Consider the following 16582-nt stretch of genomic DNA (forward strand, 5'->3'; position numbering starts at 1 on the left):
CGCCATGAACGTGGCTTAAATTTAACCTGTGTGGATAACATCATCAAAAGATACGGTTCTAACTCCGACTGCTGTTGCCTTGGGTAACTTCGATGGATTTCATCGAGGACATCAACAGGTAGTCCGACCCATTCTCAACCCCAATCAAGTAGCCGTAGATTCCCAGAAGGTAGGGGGCGGATATTCCGAGACAACTCCGCCATTCGGGATTTCTGGCTATGGAACAGTGGTCACTTTTAATCCTCACCCCCAGGAATTTTTTACAGGTCAAACCAAAAAACTGTTAACTCCCTTACCGGAAAAAATTGAGATTCTACGCAGGTTTGGGGTTCAGCAGTTGGTGCTTTTGCCTTTTGACAAAGATTTGGCTAGTCTCACCCCAACTCAGTTCGTTGAGCAGATTTTGGTGGAGTATTTACAAGCTACTCGGGTGAGTGTCGGTTTTGATTTTCGCTTCGGTCGCCATCGCATGGGTAGTACCGAGGACTTAAAGGCGATCGCCTCTCAGTATGGTATTGATGTCGAAATAGTTTCTCGCTTTCCCTGTCCTTATGGCGATCGCATCAGTAGTTCCATCATCCGAGAATCCCTTACAGAAGGTCATCTTAACCGTGCTAATCAACTATTAGGACGTGCTTATACCCTCCTCGGTGAAGTGGTACAGGGTCAACAATTAGGGCGGACTCTGGGATTTCCTACAGCTAATTTACAACTGCCACCAGAGAAGTTTTTACCTCGATACGGTGTTTATGCAGTCCTGGTTACCGGACTTGCTGCCCGGTACGGCAAAACTATCGCGCCTCAGTTAGGAGTGATGAATATTGGTTGTCGTCCTACTGTAGCTGGAGACAATCCTACCGTTGAGGTTCATTTATTAGATTGGGATGGGGATTTATATGGTCAGAGTTTGACTGTCAGTTTAGAGGGGTTTTTGCGACCAGAACAAAAATTTGCATCCCTTGAACAGCTAAAGGCGCAAATTCAAAGGGATTGTACCCACGCGCGAACCTATCTCCAGGCTAGGAAAAATCTGCCCCTACTGGATTAATCTAGTTGCCTGACTAATGTTGATTTTGAACTGCTCTATAAGGCTATAGTTCTCGTCGGGAATAAGGTTTCAATCCACACCTGCGCCCCAGAACATAGCTTTTTGAACGGTTGATATAGTAGGCGGCAAGGCCCATCAATTATTATTTCCGAAGCATACAAGGTTTTATTGCCTTTGTTCAAGATAATTGGTGGTTGTAGCAATTGTTGGATGTCGCTTATCTCTCCTTGGGTTTCCCTGAGTATGCGGTTGTTGTTACCAATGACTTTCTTGTTGATATGAATATACGTGGGTTTATTCTTAGGACGGCTACATTGCCAAGTAGGCTTCGGACCACGCCCCCCAGGAGTGATTTCAGGCATTTCGCCAGTTAAGGGAATGGCCCACATCCTACCAATTCGTTGACACTCCCCGCGAGTCACGCGACGGGGATTCTTGGTTCATCAACCGGACTTAACTGAGCAGGATTTTTCCAACCCAGCCAGAGGCCCGCTCTCCCCAAGCGTATAACTTCCCGTGTGCCCCACGGTAGTTAGTCCCAGGCGCAGGATATTGATGGCCGCATTCACATCTCGGTCAGCCTCATAGCCGCAATGCGGACAGTGGTGGGTTCTGACTGAGAGTGCCTTCTTGACTCGTTGGCCGCAGCTTGAGCAATCCTGGCTCGTATATTGGGGAGGAACGGCAATCGTTACCTTCCCGTACTTCCTGCCAAAATACTCCAACCAACAGCGAAATATTGACCATCCTGCATCACTAATCGACTTGGCTAGATGCCGATTGCGTACTAACCCTTTCACATTCAAGTCTTCGTAGGCAACCAAATCGTTAGATTGGATGACGCAGTAGGCGATGCTCTTCGCCCACTCATTACGCTGCCTACTTACCCTTAAATGCTTCCGGGCGTATCGGTTCCTAGCCCTGTGATAGTTCCTGGACTGTGGTTTTGCCCCCTTGCGGTACTTTCTGGACTTCTCTCGATTGGCCTTGTTCAACCGCCTTTCAGACTTGCGATAGAACTGCGGTGCTTCCACCACACTGCCATCACTGGCAGCGATAAAATACCGCAACCCTAGGTCAATGCCAACAGCTTTTTGACTCGGTTCACTCTGCACCTGAACATCAACCTGGATGCAGAACTGAACGTAGTAGCCATCAGCGCGACGGACTAAGCGAACCCGTTTAATCAGGGATTCGTCATAGCGTGCCAGATCGTAGGTTCCGAGCAACCGCAATTCCCCAATCCCGAAGCCATCGGTGAATGTGATGCGCTTCGGCCCGAGCAGTTTCCATCCAGAGGTTTTGTACTCCACCGAGCGGGAATGCTTTTTGAACCTGGGGAATCCTACGGGCTTAATGCCCTTTTTGCAGTTGTCGTAGAACCGACTGATTGAACTCCAGGCCCGTTCTGCTGAAGCCTGACGAGCCATGGAGTTGAGTTTCTTGGCAAAGGGAAACTCCTCAGCTAACGCTTTGCAGAGTTTGCTAAGGTCGTATTTGCCGACATCTTGGCTATCCATCCAATAGCGCAACGCCTTATTACGGACAAATTGAGCCGTCCGTATAGCGTCGTCTATAGCGGTAGCCTGGGCAGGCTTTACCCGTGCTTTGAACTCAAGTACAATCATTTTCCCTTATACTAGCATATCTGGCGTAAGAATGCGGCTAAAGCCGCCGTTGCTTTTCATCCCTGGGCTAAAGCCACAGGGCTTTCAAGCTATCGTCTATTCACGTAAGCTCCGGGAATTCTACCACTATACAAAAGATGCCTAACTCGGGTGGTGCTTACACCCATCAATTTTGCGGCTTGAGAAGTACCTATGAACATCATCGGCAAAAACTATTACGATAGTGTTATGGTCGAAGGGAAAGTCACCTTTCCCAACTCCAATTCAAAACCGTGCTTGCGAGTTTCCCAGCACACGGCTCCTGATGTGGATACCCTCTTTGTCAAAGGAACAAGGTTACGACCCCCTGCTTTATGACTTCAACTTTGGGAGCTATATGCTTGCGTTAGTCTTTAAACTCGCTTTCGCCATTAAACTCTTACTTATCGCAGTCTCTATATCCACACCGTGACTAGTGGGCATATCCCAACCATTACAGTTAGGCATTGGCTTTCAGTCACATCCCTTCCCCTTATGAGCTTGCGCTTACACTTTTCACTACTCTACGAGATGTACTCGTAGAGAGCCCAACAGGGGTTTCAACGTTCCGTATATATGGGCATTCCATCTTTAGATTTGTCCTATCCACCGGGGTACATTTTAAAAGTCTGTGTAGGTGTTGATAACAGTACCCTACTTTTCCCCTTACTCTTTTGAGCGCAGCGTGTCAACCTATTTCGCTACTTAATACTTACGGTGGTTCAAGCCAGACATTTGGTTTCCCTAATCATGGATGGTTGGCAGTGGTCGGATTGGGAATAGGTTTCCCTTACGCCTTCCGTTCCCCGCTTCAATCCCAGATTTGTGATTTCTGAAACTGGGGGTGGCTATCGCCTTTACTCTTTCCCAAATCACCCCAAGTGGGTTAAATACTCCTCCTTATAGTATACTTGGAGGATAAATAGTGTATTCTGTGATTTCTTATATGGGATTGACCTTGAGTTCCCTGCCTTGCTTAGTCTATGCTTAGTCTATACTCTAAGCACTCTAAGCGTCGGGACATATATACAGTTAAGGGGTTAGACTGGTTGAAGGTCTAATTGCCCTCTAGGAGGTTATTTCAGGCATTGCAGCCTTATTTGACTCCTAAACGTCTCGCACATAATAAATATTATAGCGGATAATCTCTGGTTGGTCGAAACTGCTGTCTGTTGAGGTCTGGGAATTCTTGGTGGGCAAGAATTGGCGGGGTTTGAGGCGATCGCCCTTCAGTAACACATTGGCATCCTCTGCTTTCGCGCTCTATGGCCAATGATTAGTGATCACCCAAGACAATCAATATTTAGATGGGCAGGGGGGCGGCGGAGTCCAGTTGTGGCAGAAGTTGAGAATAATTACACCTGATAAATCTCCCCTAATTGTAGTTGACAGATGAGGAAAAATAGCTCTCCGAACTCGAACACAACTCAGGTTAATGGGGATGTAAAAGCGATCGCTTCCCCGGCGCGAGCAGCCATCAGAAATCGTGGCGGAAAGGGGCTATGAGCAGATGGTGTTAGAAAATATCTATACAGATAGTCTGCGGATAGCTGTGCAACGGTCAAAAATGCTGTATCCTCTCACTCAGAGGGTTGAATCACCGGAGAATTGAATGAGAGAACGTATTGAACGATTAAAGCAAAATTTAGGTCGGACTATAGTTGGTAAAGAAGAGTCAATTCGCCTAACCTTGGTGGCGCTGCTGGCGGGGGGTCATGTGCTGTTGGAAGATGTACCCGGAGTAGGTAAAACTTTACTGGCTAAATCCTTGGCTCGTTCTATTGATGGAGTTTTCCAGAGGATTCAATGTACACCGGATTTATTACCAACCGATATTACTGGTACTAATATTTGGAATCCTAGCAGTGGTGAGTTTGAATTTTTGCCGGGGCCAGTATTTGCTAATATTTTACTTACTGATGAAATTAACCGAGCTACACCCCGCACTCAGTCGGCTTTGTTGGAGGTCATGGAAGAAAGACAGGTGACGATTGATCGGGTATCGCGCATGGTTCAGAAGCCTTTTTTTGTGATTGCGACTCAGAACCCGATTGAGTATCAGGGAACTTTCCCTCTCCCAGAAGCGCAAATGGATCGGTTTATGTTGTCTTTAACTTTGGGATATCCCAGTGAACAGGAAGAGTTGCAAATGTTGCGACGCTTGAGTGAGGGGGTACAGGTTGATGAACTTAAACCCTGTCTCAGTTTACAGGATATTCTGACTCTGCAAAAGGAATGTCAGAGAGTCCAGGTGGATGGGTCTTTACAGCAGTATATTCTTAATTTGGTTCGCGCTACACGGGAGCATGAGGATATTATGTTGGGCGTGAGTCCTAGGGGGGCGATCGCTCTTCATCGTACTACCCAGGCTTTGGCTTTTTTATCGGGACGAGATTATGCCGTTCCTGATGATATTAAATTATTGGCTCCCCATGTCCTTTCACATCGCTTGATTACTGGTGGTGGTCGCCGTTCTAAGACCGTTATTGAAGTCCTACTGCAATCTGTACCGATTCCATCCTAGGCTGCTACTGCTATTTATTAACTGCGACCTAAAATCTTCAGACGCAGCACAAGATACCCCTCTGTCTTTTATGGCTTTGAGGGGTTTTTTGGTGCTGCTCAGATGCTAACGATAGGTATGCGATCGCATTTGAATCACTGAGAAAACCTAGTTTCTCAGCATTATAGAAGTATCAAGACTAGACAATATACTACTTTCACAATTGCATCAACTCTGCTAATCTTCCGAGCCTACCTGTTTCAGATAAATGTGCTTACGTCCCAGAATAATCTCAAATTCATCTCCGGGTTGCAGATCCATTTGCTTCGTATAGGCTGACCCAATCAACAGGTTGTTATTAGATTGAACCGTAATTCTATAACTGGCAGAGCGTCCGCCGCGTCCATTTCCTTTTGGTTTCCCATCTAGTTCGATTCCTTCTGCCTCTATTAAGGCGTTAAGGAATTTCATCATATTAACTCGCTCTATACCGTCTTTGGTTAACGTATAGTATCCGCATTTTTTAGCTTTCTCTTCTTTCTTCATGTAGCCGAGATGTCGGACTTTTTCTAAGAGTTCTTGACCAGTGAGCTGTTGTGGTTGAGTTTCCGAATTGTTCTTCTTAGCCATGAGATCTTCCCTTGCATATTCGAGATGGTGTCATCACCCCAGTTATGGTTATCGCTCCGACAACCATAACTGTTCACGATGACCTGGTACCTGCATACCATCTTACACTAAGATTGCAGAATTATTTATCTCAATGATTAACATTTTTAACAGATGTAATCATCGGATAGCTGATTGTGTAAAGGCTTACCTGTTTGTGGTTTCCCAGAGCTATTACTCGCGCTGGTTGAGGTCAAACTCAGTTAGAATCTAGGCAGGACGGATTAAATAATGTTAATCAATGATGTATCCGTAAATTCCACTAGATAGATACGGATGAGTAGTCTAGGTTAAGGTTGGTAGCAACTGACGAGACTATCAAGCCAATAAACACAAAAATCACTGTTAATTTGAAAGGGATTAATGAAGTTAACTACTCGCGGACATTATAGTGTTAAAGCCTTGTTAGATTTAGCGGTGCTGCAAAACCAGGGTCCGATTTCGGTGCGAGCGATCGCCTCTCGGCAAAATATTCCCGCTCCCTATCTGGAAAAGTTACTAATTGAGATGCGACAAAGGGGGCTAGTAATTTCTGTAAGAGGCGCTCATGGGGGATATCAGTTGGCATATCCACCTGCTCAAATTTCTCTGGGACAAATTCTGGAAGCAGTTGGTGAGACCATAGAACCTTTATCTAACCATCAACCTGATGCTGAAAAAATAGAGGATTGGGTAACATTTACTCTCTGGAATCGTCTCCATGAAAAATTAAAGGAGGCTCTGTATAGCATCTCTCTGGAAGACCTTTATTATGATGCCCTCAGTTGGCAGGCGGCTCAGGGAGAGTCAGCTAGTTTTGTGGTTTAATTGTATGGAGGCAGTGAAGGATTACATGGCAGTCAATAAATGAGTGATTTCCCAACAATAGTAATTTTGGCAATAGCGGCTGGCTTGGATTATGCTATCGGTGATCCGTGGAATTGGCTGCATCCAGTTCAAGTTATGGGTTGGGTGATTACCAAATTCACTCAACCAGTTCTGAGATATTTGAAGAGTCCTTTATCTCAAAAGCTGGCGGGAATTTGGGTGGGGTTGATTTTGGTCATTGGTAGCGGATTGGTCAGTTGGCTGATGGTGGCAGCAGTTAAAACTATGACCGTGCAATTGCCGTTTCATGGTATTATCTGTGTGGGGCTACAAAGTATTCTTTTAGCTAGTTGCTTTGCTGCTAGGAGTTTGCGAGCAGCGGCTGAGGATGTACAAGAGGCTCTGCAACGGGGGGATTTGCCAACAAGTCGCCAGCGATTAAGTCAGTATGTAGGTCGAGATACCGAACAGTTATCGAAACCTGAAATTGAACGGGCTATTGTGGAAACTATTACCGAAAATGCGATCGATGGTATGATGGCTCCCCTATTCTATGGGATTATTGGTTTACTGATACCAGCAGTGGGAAGTGTTCCTCTGGCTTGGGCTTATAAAGCTGCCAGCACTCTTGATTCAATGATTGGTTATCGTGAAGCACCTTATACTCATATAGGATGGTTTAGTGCTAAATTGGAGGATGTTCTGACTTGGCTTCCTTGCCGCCTCAGTGTAATTACGGTTGCTCTGTTGTCCGGTCAACCTAGACGGGTTTGGCAAATATGTCGCCGAGATGCTATTCATGATCCTAGTCCTAATGCCGGTTGGAGTGAATGCGCCTATGCTGTAGCTTTGGGAGTACAATTGGGGGGAGTGAATCAATATGGAGGAAAAGTTAAACATAAACCTACTTTAGGAGATCCGATTTCCCCCATTACCTCAGAAACTATTGAACGGGCGCTGACCATCACCCGTCACGCGGTTTTTTTATGGTTGGGTTTGACTTTTATACTATTTATAATTAGGGCAATATTTTGGCAATAAAAATAAGGCATTATTGAGCCCATAATCTGGTCAGCATATATAGAGATGGGGCAGATATCTAAACCAGTCATTTTGTGAAGCAATCAACTTGAATCATGAGTAAAATTGTCGAGATTCTATCTGCTGAAGAAATGCGGCGAACTTTAAACCGTTTAGCATCGCAAATTGTGGAAAGGGGGGGAGATTTATCTAACCTGGTATTATTGGGAATATATACGCGGGGGGTTGCCCTTTCGGAAAGGTTAGGGAACCAAATCAACTTGCTGGAACAGTTGACGGTTCCTCGTGGCGCTTTGGATATTACTTTTTATCGGGATGATTTAGATAAAGTGGGGATGCGAACTCCCGCACAAACTAAAATCCCTTTTGACCTGACCGGTAAAAAAGTGGTTTTGGTGGATGATGTAATTTATAGTGGTCGTACTATTAGGGCGGCTTTGAATGCGGTAATTGAATATGGAAGACCGGAGACTATCCAACTGGCGGTTTTAGTCGATCGCGGTCATCGACAACTACCCATTCAAGCGGATTTTATTGGCAAGGAACTCCCGACGGCTAGGGATGAACAGGTGCGAGTATATCTGGAAGAGGTAGATGGATACGATCGCATAGAATTAAAGTCAGAATAAGTCCAAGGTATCCATATTAATTAGGAACTGTGAAAAATGGAATTTTCCACGGAAAGCCGCAAGGCTGATCATCTGCGAATTTGTTTAGAGTCTGATGTACAATTCCGCCAAAAAACCAATGGTTTCGATCGCTATCGGTTTACCCACTGCTGTCTACCGGAAATTAATCTTGGGGAGGTAGAGGTCTCCACAGAGTTTCTGGGTAAGTCCCTGGGTGCACCGTTGTTAATTTCCTCGATGACTGGTGGCACAGAACAGGCTAAACTAATTAATACCCGCCTAGCCAGGGCTGCTTTCAAACATAAAATTGCCATGGGGGTGGGTTCCCAAAGGGTGGCAGTGGAAAAGCCAGAATTAGCCCCCACTTTCGCCGTGCGATCGCTCGCTCCTGATATTCTGCTATTCGCTAATTTGGGCGCAGTTCAACTAAACTATAGCCATGGCTTAGAGCAATGTCAGCAGGTAATTGATATTCTGGAAGCCGATGCCCTAATTTTGCATCTCAATCCTCTCCAGGAGTGCATTCAAACCGAAGGCGATACTAATTTCCGAGGACTACTTGACAAAATTGCCGATTTATGCTGTAGCCTGCCAGTTCCGGTGATTGCCAAAGAAGTCGGTAACGGCATATCAGCTACTATGGCTAAAAAGCTGATAGATGCGGGAGTAGCTGCCATTGACGTGGCTGGTGCGGGTGGTACGTCTTGGGCAAGAATAGAAGGACAGAGGGCGACAGATCCTCGTCAGTGGCGCTTAGGGGAAACTTTCGCAGATTGGGGTTTACCGACGGCTGAGTGTATCACTGAGGTGAGGGCAAACTCTCCTGATATTCCTCTGATTGCTTCTGGGGGACTCCGCAACGGTTTAGATGTGGCATCAGCGATCGCTTTAGGTGCTGATTTAGCGGGTTTAGCGTGGCCTTTTTTACAGGCGGCGGCTGAGTCAGAGGCTGCTGTTGATAGTTTGGTAGACATTCTGGTAGCCGAAATATCCACGGTGCTATTTTGCACGGGAAGTAGAACCATTAAGGATCTTCAGCGACCACAAGTTTTGAGAGCCATATATTGACTCGCCGCCTACTAGGTAGGGGGAGGGGTTGGCTGATAGGGATTGGTTGGTTAACCGACCCCCAAAATGGGACAGTAGAGCATAGCGCCCGTCCCAGCTATCAGTTATTGAGAAGTGAATTTAGCCAAAGGCCAGAAAGGGAACTGTTGATTAGCCTGGAGGTTGACCCCTTGAATGTTGTTTTGGGCGAAAACATGGATTTTGTCTTGCCATAGGGGAATAAAAGGCACATCCTCAGCCAGGAGTTGTTGAATTTCGTGAAAGATAGCTTGTCGAGTCTCAGGATTAGCTTCAGTGCGCTGTTGTCGAATTAACTGATTCATGCGATCGCTATAATAAAAGGACCCATGATATTGACTAGCACCTTCGACGCATCCCGTTTCGGGGGAACCATTAGCACAATCCAGAAAGGGGTGTATATAGTTATCAGGGTCCAAGAAATCCGCATACCAATCGAGAATAAAAGTGGGATAAATTCCCTTCTCCAAATTTTGAAAAGCCGTAGTTGTGTCTACACTTTGGGGTTGTAACTGTAAAATACCCCCCAAATTATTATCAGATAAAGCCTTGAGAGTAGCCGCCAACTCTTGACGTTTCTGGGAGTTCGCACCATACCAAAGTTCAACTACAGCGGGGTTTTCGGGAGTAAATCCCGCCTCTATTAACAGTTGTTTGGCCTGCTCAAAATTAGCATCTCCGTAGGCTTCCTTAAACACGGGAAGGTAACTTTCAAAAGTAGTAGGAATGAGACTATAAAGAGGTTCAGCTTGTCCTCGCAGCACCCTTTCATTAATTAAGTTTCTATCGACTAAAGAGGCGATCGCCTGTCGCACTTCCACCCGGTCTAGGGGTTCGCTGTTCACATTTAATACTATATAATTAATAGTATTTCCATCAGCAGTAATTGCTTGCCATCTTCCCTGTTCTGCACCTTCTAATAAACTTGAAATTTGGTCAGGTTCAAGGGATATATAAGCGACATCGACAGCATTAGTTCGGAAAGAATTAAACAAATTAGCAGGACTAGAAAAACGTTGTAAATCGACACCTTGATTAGCTGTTTTATCCCCCCAATATTGTTCAAAAGGATTGAGGCGAATCAGATCTACACCATATTCTGTTAAAACATAAGGTCCGGTTCCGACAAAAGAATTAGGCCGAAATTTCCCAGGTCCAATTTCATAAGCACTAGGGGAAACCGCACAAGCTCCCGAAAATGCTAATAGGGAGGGGAAAGCCGCAAAGGGACGCTTGAGTTTAATAGTTAATTCATATTCCCCGGTGGCAGTAATCTCATCAACAATATCGGAGAGTAAAGAGGAAGGGGGTCCGCCGTTTTCAATAAACCGCCGCAGGGAAAAAGCCATCGCCTCAGCATTAAAGGGCGTGTCATCATGGAAAAGGACTCCCTGACGTAGGGGCATAGTATAGGTTAGCCTATCGTCGCTAATGGTAGGAAAATCGGTAGCCAGTTGAGGCTGGAGTTGGGTAGTTCCCACTTCATAGGCGTAGAGGCGATCGCCTAAATTATACAGAAGATTGCCAGAAATAACCTCATAGGCATCGGCTGGATCGATAGTGCGGAGAGTTTGGGTAGTACCAATAATAATCCGTTCGTCGCCGTTACTAGACCCTGGGGTAGTAGTGGTTTGATTATTGGGTTGACCGCAACTGATAATGAGGAAGCTAACCAAGCCAAACAGTCCTAAAAATTGCCATAGGACTCGGAACCGTCGCCGACTACCCCTAACCAAGTTAGATAACAGCATCTGGTGTTTTTTGTGCATCTGATGAATGTTTTAATTTAAGGCGCGCCGTGCTAGTTTAGCATAGGTTTTTACTGTCTGATATGGCATTTCCAAATCAGTAGCGATCGCTTGTAGAGATTCCCCCAACTCCCGACGCGCCAGAATAGTCGCCCAGGTTTCGGCTATGTCGGTGGCGCGGTTTCCCCCGGTGCGCCGTCTTTGGGAACGGAAAATTTCGGTTAATTCCAGAATGCGATCGGCTAGTATTTGTTGAATAGTAGAGATAGGCTGAATATCTTCTACTAACCAGCCTAAGCGAGTTTGTCCTAAACCAAAGGGGGTTTTATGTCCCGTTCCACAGTAGGGGGCTAGTTGTCCTAGGGCGTAAAATAGCTGTTGCTGCTGTTGGATATTTCCAGAAAACTTGGTTTTGCTTTTCTGGGAGGTAGCTAATTCAATGGCTCCGGTGAACCCGGTTACCATTCCCCGTTTTCCGGCTGCGACTTTGACGGACTGTAGGTGATGACGTTGGAGGATGACAAACTCATCGACCCATTCTAAAAATAAGTCGCGATCGCATTTGATGTCAGAAAAATCATTCCACCGCCGCAGGTAGCTATGGAAGAGGTTAACTGGAATTGGTAGGGGGAGATGATGTCCTTTGTGACGAAAACTGGTGGGAGAGAGGAAACTTAATTTCAGGTTTCCGGTTTTGGGGGACTGCTGTTCCCACAGTTGCTCATAGGTATTGGCTTCCAGGAAGACTTTACAGGAATTGATAGTTAGGGGGGCGTTTCTGAGTTCAATGCGGGGGGGTAGGTTTTGGGTCCATTTCCCTAGCCACTGAACTACCGGACGAGATAACCCCGTGACATACCAATGATAGAGGCGATCGCCTTGTAATTGCAGATTTTTTCCAGAGGTCATTAGGGAACCGGACAACCCTGAAATCGTAAAGGCTTTTTCTGATTGTCCATCATGGAGATATTGGGAAAGTTCTGGGTTAGTGTTACGCACTTGGTCAAGAAACCAGGCGTGTAGACCAATGGTATATTGGGGGTAAAGGGTATGATTGTCCGTAGCTGTGAGTTCAAATTCCAAACCTACCAATTCGCTTTCGGTAGACCACTGGGAATTTACCGAGGGATGCTCACGGTTACGTTTCTTAGGGTAAGCCATAACAGTTGATGGTTTTTGGGTTCGGTTAACATAACCTTTTGTTGACAATGGTATGGGACAATACATAATGGCAGCAGTTTTTTTGATGCCATTGCTGTGTATACTTTAGCCATAATGTATATCTCCCACCCTCAGACTACTACAGAAACGAGCGATCGCTCCCTACTCCAGCAACGAATCAGGATTGAATCTCTAGTTAATGCAAATCAGACCCCAGCCAATGAACCCGCCACCGGTTATGATATAATCGAGGGTCTAGCCAACACCTACCAGCCCAAAACTCTGTCCCCTAAGTATTTTTATGATGATCAGGGTTCTCTATTGTTTGAAAAAATCTGCGAATTACCCGAATATTATCCGACCCGCACAGAAACGGCTATTTTAAGGGATTTTGCGTCGGAAATTGCCACTTTAACTGGTCCGACGGAATTGGTAGAGTTAGGGAGTGGTAGTTCTACTAAAACTCGGATTTTATTAGATGCTTACCAAAGTTTAGGCTATCCTTTGCGTTATCTTCCCATTGATATTAGTGGGGGTATTTTGGAAACTAGCGCCTATCAATTGTTAGAAGATTATCCATCTTTACAAGTTCATGGAATTGTAGCCACCTATGAACAGGCTTTAGCGACATTAGAACCCGCACCGCTTCCCAGTCGCATGATTTGCTTTCTGGGTAGCACCTTGGGAAATTTAACCCCCACGGAGTGCGATCGCTTTTTCTCACAAATTACAGCCGCTTTATTACCAGGGGAATATTTCCTATTAGGTGTGGATTTACATAAACCCACCGATATTTTAGAAGCCGCTTATAATGATAGTCAGGGGGTAACGGCAGCTTTTAATTTAAATATGCTGTCACATTTAAACCATCGTTTTGATGGTGATTTTGATATCAACAACTTTGAACATTGGGCTTTTTATAACCTAGAAGAACATCAAATTGAGATGCACCTACGCAGTCTCTGTCAGCAAACTGTACGTCTGCAAAGTTTAAACCTGACCGTCAATTTTAGCGCCCAGGAAACAGTCCGCACCGAAATTTCCCGAAAATTTGAACTAGAAAATATGCAGAATTATCTCAACCAGCAAGGTTTACAACCCGTCAAGACTTGGACTGATAGTAACAATTGGTTTGGTCTAATTCTGGCTAAATGCAAGGGGTAGGATAGGAAGTATATCCTGTAAAATTGATGCTCCCAGCCCGAGCGCCCTCTCCCAGAAGGAGAGGGAGTTCCATTATCAATAGAAATGGGTGATGTGTAGCCCGAAAAGCTAAAATTTATTGAGATCGATGCCAGCCTCTTTAGCCATAGCCTGTAACCCTTTCTTCTCAATAGTTTTAATAGCCTTAGTGGAAAGTTTCAGACGTACCCAGCGCTTACCTTGGGGCCACCATATCCGTTTCCACTGCAAATTAGCTTGTTGTAGTTTATGACTACGACGGTGGGAGTGAGAGACAGCCATTCCGTTATTAGCCCGTTTTCCTGTAAGCTGACAGACACGAGACATAGTACCCTCCAGTTGAAAATTAAATGCAAACCCTTATTATAAGCGATCGGGGGCTAAATCAAGTGAGATAGTTGGAAATGTTGGGTTAGGCTAGATAGTGCTGTGCGAGACGTTCAGGCATGAAATAGGGGTGTAATACCCGAAATAACCGCCTGGTAGGGACTTCAGCCCCTTGGTTGAATATAATAAGCTCGCTTCTGAACATCCCTATAACTGTTTATATGTCCCTAAATTTAGTATCATAAGATACAAAATGAGGCAGGGAACCCAAGGTCAACAAACCCTGTAACAATTCTTAACATTTCTTAACAATCAGAGGGACGGGAAACCGAACCTAGGAAAAGACGGGGAACCGTACAGGAATGAAGGGAAATCAGGGTTGAGGGTGACGGCGATAGCCACCCCCAGTTTCAGGACCCACAAACCTGGGATTGAAGCGGGGAACGGAAGGCTCCGAGGTGTAACCTAACACCAGAAACGAGACCACTGCCAACCATCTACGATTAGGGGAACCTAATGTCTGACATGAACCACCGTAATTAGCCAGTAGCGTAATGGGTTGATACGCTGCGCCCAAAAGGGCAAGGGGAACAGCAGGGGTTTTGTACTACCACCTGCATAGACCTTTAAAGTACCCCGGTGGACAGGACAAATCTAAGGATGGAACGCCCATATAAACGGAACGTTTTAAGTCCCCAAGTGCTCTGAGGGAATTGGTCGAAGAACTCAGTAGTGACAAGTGTAAGCGTATGCATTGGGGATGTGAGATGTGACCAAAAGCCAACGCCCGACTGTAATGGAAGGGATATGCTAACAGGTCACGGTTTGATTGCAAGGAATAGAGTCTAGTAGGTGTAAAAATGGCGATAGCGAGCTTAAAGAAAGGGTTTGAGAAATCAAAACCAATCAAGACTACGAACAACGCATGGAAGGCAATCCCATGGACGAAAGTTCAACGGAGAGTTTTTAAGCTCCAAAAGAGTATATTTCAAGCAGCTAAATCGGGACAGAATGCAAAGGTTAGAAGGTTGCAACGTCTACTGGTGAAATCATATTATGCCCGGCTCTTAGCAGTGCGGCTGTAGGGGCGGGTTCCACGGTCAGCCATGCTTCCCAACAGTCAGCTTAATAAACCCGCCCCCCAAGAAAACCAAGGTAAAAAGACGGCTGGAGTGGATGGAAAGATAGTAATATCCCCTAAGTAAAGGCTAGAGATGGTGAAGGAAATCAAAGGGAAACTCAAACCCAAACCACTGCGACGGGTGTGGATTCCAAAACCTGGAAGGGATGAAAAACGCCCCCTGGGAATACCCACTATCCAAGATAGAGCAAGGCAAGCCTTGGTGAAGTCGGCACTCGAACCCGAATGGGAAGCAAGATTTGAAGGCACAAGCTATGGGTTTAGACCAGGGAGGTCAGCTCAGGATGCAATAGCCAGGATTTACCTGAGTATCAACAAAGGTGAATACTACGTGCTAGACGCGGATATAGCGAAGTGTTTCGATCGAATAAACCATGATTACCTACTGTCCAAAATTCATGGTCCAAGCTGCCTAAAAAGAGACCTGAAACAATGGTTAAAAGCAGGTGTGTTGGATAACGACGTATTCGAGGATACAGAAACAGGGACACCACAAGGAGGGGTAATAAGCCCACTACTTGCCAACATCGCACTGGATGGAATGGCAAGATTAATCGAAACAATGTATCCCAAGAAAAGGGGAACCGTTCAGGCTACCCTAATAAGGTACGCGGATGATTTCGTGGTAATCTCAAAAGACCTAGGAATCATTGAACAGTGCCAAACTGCAATCTCTGAATGGTTAAAACCCGTTGGACTAGAAATTAAGCCCGAAAAGACTCGGATTTGTCACACACTCAATTCTATGGAGTATAATGGCAAAACAGAGGAATCAGGGTTCGATTTTCTCGGATTCAATATCAGGCAATACCCAGCAGGAAAACATAGAGCAGGGAAGATAAATAGGGACACAAGGAAAACCTTTGTAACTCACATTAAACCCAGCAAGAAAGCAGTTAAAGCCCACACTGAAGTGATGAAGGGTGTAATAAAACAACATAAAACAGCACCCCAATCAGCCCTGATTAGTAGACTAAACCCGATAATACGAGGATGGTCTAATTACTATTCCGGGGTAGTCTCAGTTGAGACATTCAATAAGTTGGATTACACAGTTTGGCAAATGTTGCGGGCATGGACAGTTTCAAGATGCGGAAAGGCAAAACATAAGAAACTGAGTAAATACTTTAAACCGGGAACGGTTAAACTCAGTAATGGGAAAGAAAGACAGGAAACTTGGATGTTTCAAACCAAAGATGGGTTACATCTGCATAAGCATAACTGGACCCCATTGGTCAGACATACCCTAGTGCGCCCGGACGCAATACCATACGACGGAAATTGGACTTACTGGGCAACCAGAAAAGGACAAACAACTGATACACCGACAAAAGTAGCCAAACTACTCAAAAGGCAAAAAGGTAAGTGTGCCTGGTGTGGACAATACTTTACCCCATCAGACATAATTGAAGTAGACCATATTGTACCTCGAAGCCACGGCGGAAAGGATGAATACAAGAATATTCAATTACTGCACCGCCACTGTCACGATAATAAAACGGCATTAGACAATGCCAAAGCCGTATCCCTAACAATGGAGCAGTCAGACTAGGAGCCGTGTGAAGGGAAACTTTCACGCACGGTTCTGAATGGG

15 protein-coding genes and 1 pseudogene are annotated in these 16582 nt (G+C 45.4%); 10 read left to right on the top strand and 6 right to left on the bottom strand.

From position 1 onward, the window contains the following. Window positions 1-28: 28 nt before the first annotated feature. Window positions 29-1048: a bifunctional riboflavin kinase/FAD synthetase gene (locus XZ46_RS23745; RefSeq protein WP_008055155.1), complete on the top strand. Its 1020-nt coding sequence runs from the start codon at window positions 29-31 to the stop codon at window positions 1046-1048. A gap of 35 nt (window positions 1049-1083) precedes the next feature. Here XZ46_RS23745 and XZ46_RS23750 read toward each other — a convergent pair whose 3' ends face one another. Both XZ46_RS23750 and XZ46_RS23755 read right to left on the bottom strand, forming a co-directional pair. Next, window positions 1084-1437, bottom strand: a complete 354-nt coding sequence (locus XZ46_RS23750; RefSeq protein ID WP_008055152.1) for a hypothetical protein — start codon at window positions 1435-1437, stop codon at window positions 1084-1086. A 54-nt stretch (window positions 1438-1491) separates the two neighbouring features. Continuing rightward, entirely contained in the window at window positions 1492-2676 is a 1185-nt protein-coding gene (locus XZ46_RS23755; protein ID WP_008055151.1) for an RNA-guided endonuclease InsQ/TnpB family protein, read from the bottom strand. A gap of 1630 nt (window positions 2677-4306) precedes the next feature. Here XZ46_RS23755 and XZ46_RS23760 point away from each other — a divergent pair. Continuing rightward, on the top strand, window positions 4307-5218 hold the full coding sequence (locus XZ46_RS23760; RefSeq protein ID WP_006623534.1) for an AAA family ATPase: 912 nt from the start codon (window positions 4307-4309) through the stop codon (window positions 5216-5218). Between the two features lie 216 nt (window positions 5219-5434). Here XZ46_RS23760 and XZ46_RS23765 read toward each other — a convergent pair whose 3' ends face one another. Next, window positions 5435-5827 carry an AbrB family transcriptional regulator gene (locus XZ46_RS23765; RefSeq protein WP_006623535.1) on the bottom strand — a complete coding sequence of 131 codons (393 nt, stop codon included), beginning with the start codon at window positions 5825-5827 and terminating at the stop codon, window positions 5435-5437. A gap of 402 nt (window positions 5828-6229) precedes the next feature. On the opposite strand from XZ46_RS23765, the gene XZ46_RS23770 reads away from it, so the two are divergent. The 4 genes from XZ46_RS23770 to fni all read left to right on the top strand — a co-directional run bounded on the left by XZ46_RS23770 (window position 6230) and on the right by fni (window position 9411). Continuing rightward, window positions 6230-6673 (top strand): Rrf2 family transcriptional regulator, encoded by a 444-nt coding sequence (locus XZ46_RS23770; RefSeq protein WP_006623536.1) that lies wholly within the window; start codon window positions 6230-6232, stop codon window positions 6671-6673. Between the two features lie 39 nt (window positions 6674-6712). After that, window positions 6713-7714 carry an adenosylcobinamide-phosphate synthase CbiB gene (gene cbiB / locus XZ46_RS23775; RefSeq protein WP_006623537.1) on the top strand — a complete coding sequence of 334 codons (1002 nt, stop codon included), beginning with the start codon at window positions 6713-6715 and terminating at the stop codon, window positions 7712-7714. Between the two features lie 95 nt (window positions 7715-7809). Beyond that, window positions 7810-8343: a bifunctional pyr operon transcriptional regulator/uracil phosphoribosyltransferase PyrR gene (pyrR, locus tag XZ46_RS23780; RefSeq protein ID WP_006623538.1), complete on the top strand. Its 534-nt coding sequence runs from the start codon at window positions 7810-7812 to the stop codon at window positions 8341-8343. A gap of 36 nt (window positions 8344-8379) precedes the next feature. Next, entirely contained in the window at window positions 8380-9411 is a 1032-nt protein-coding gene (gene fni / locus XZ46_RS23785) for a type 2 isopentenyl-diphosphate Delta-isomerase (protein WP_006623539.1), read from the top strand. Window positions 9412-9515: 104 nt separating this feature from the next. Here fni and XZ46_RS23790 read toward each other — a convergent pair whose 3' ends face one another. Further along, window positions 9516-11198, bottom strand: a complete 1683-nt coding sequence (locus XZ46_RS23790; RefSeq protein WP_008055142.1) for an ABC transporter substrate-binding protein — start codon at window positions 11196-11198, stop codon at window positions 9516-9518. Window positions 11199-11210: 12 nt separating this feature from the next. After that, complete coding sequence (gene cas6, locus XZ46_RS23795; protein ID WP_006623541.1) at window positions 11211-12338, bottom strand: CRISPR-associated endoribonuclease Cas6; 1128 nt, start codon at window positions 12336-12338, stop codon at window positions 11211-11213. A 114-nt stretch (window positions 12339-12452) separates the two neighbouring features. Between cas6 and egtD the strand changes: the two genes are divergently transcribed. Beyond that, a complete protein-coding gene (gene egtD / locus XZ46_RS23800) occupies window positions 12453-13502 on the top strand; it encodes an L-histidine N(alpha)-methyltransferase (protein ID WP_008055139.1) in 1050 nt (349 codons plus the stop codon). Window positions 13503-13610: 108 nt separating this feature from the next. Here the strand turns inward: egtD and rpmB are convergent, their stop codons facing one another. Continuing rightward, window positions 13611-13847: a 50S ribosomal protein L28 gene (gene rpmB, locus XZ46_RS23805; protein WP_006669318.1), complete on the bottom strand. Its 237-nt coding sequence runs from the start codon at window positions 13845-13847 to the stop codon at window positions 13611-13613. An 860-nt stretch (window positions 13848-14707) separates the two neighbouring features. Here rpmB and XZ46_RS23810 point away from each other — a divergent pair. The 3 genes and pseudogenes from XZ46_RS23810 to ltrA all read left to right on the top strand — a co-directional run bounded on the left by XZ46_RS23810 (window position 14708) and on the right by ltrA (window position 16540). Beyond that, window positions 14708-14932: a reverse transcriptase N-terminal domain-containing protein gene (locus XZ46_RS23810; RefSeq protein ID WP_008054763.1), complete on the top strand. Its 225-nt coding sequence runs from the start codon at window positions 14708-14710 to the stop codon at window positions 14930-14932. A gap of 21 nt (window positions 14933-14953) precedes the next feature. Further along, window positions 14954-15142 (top strand): annotated as a pseudogene (locus XZ46_RS38620) (reverse transcriptase N-terminal domain-containing protein); the annotation flags it as partial. Further along, window positions 15116-16540: a group II intron reverse transcriptase/maturase gene (gene ltrA / locus XZ46_RS35930; protein ID WP_322786902.1), complete on the top strand. Its 1425-nt coding sequence runs from the start codon at window positions 15116-15118 to the stop codon at window positions 16538-16540. The pseudogene XZ46_RS38620 and the gene ltrA, both read left to right, overlap by 27 nt. Window positions 16541-16582: the final 42 nt, after the last annotated feature.

It is taken from the genome of Limnospira indica PCC 8005, assembly GCF_000973065.1.
In the GTDB taxonomy this organism is placed as follows: Bacteria; Cyanobacteriota; Cyanobacteriia; order Cyanobacteriales; family Microcoleaceae; genus Limnospira; species Limnospira fusiformis.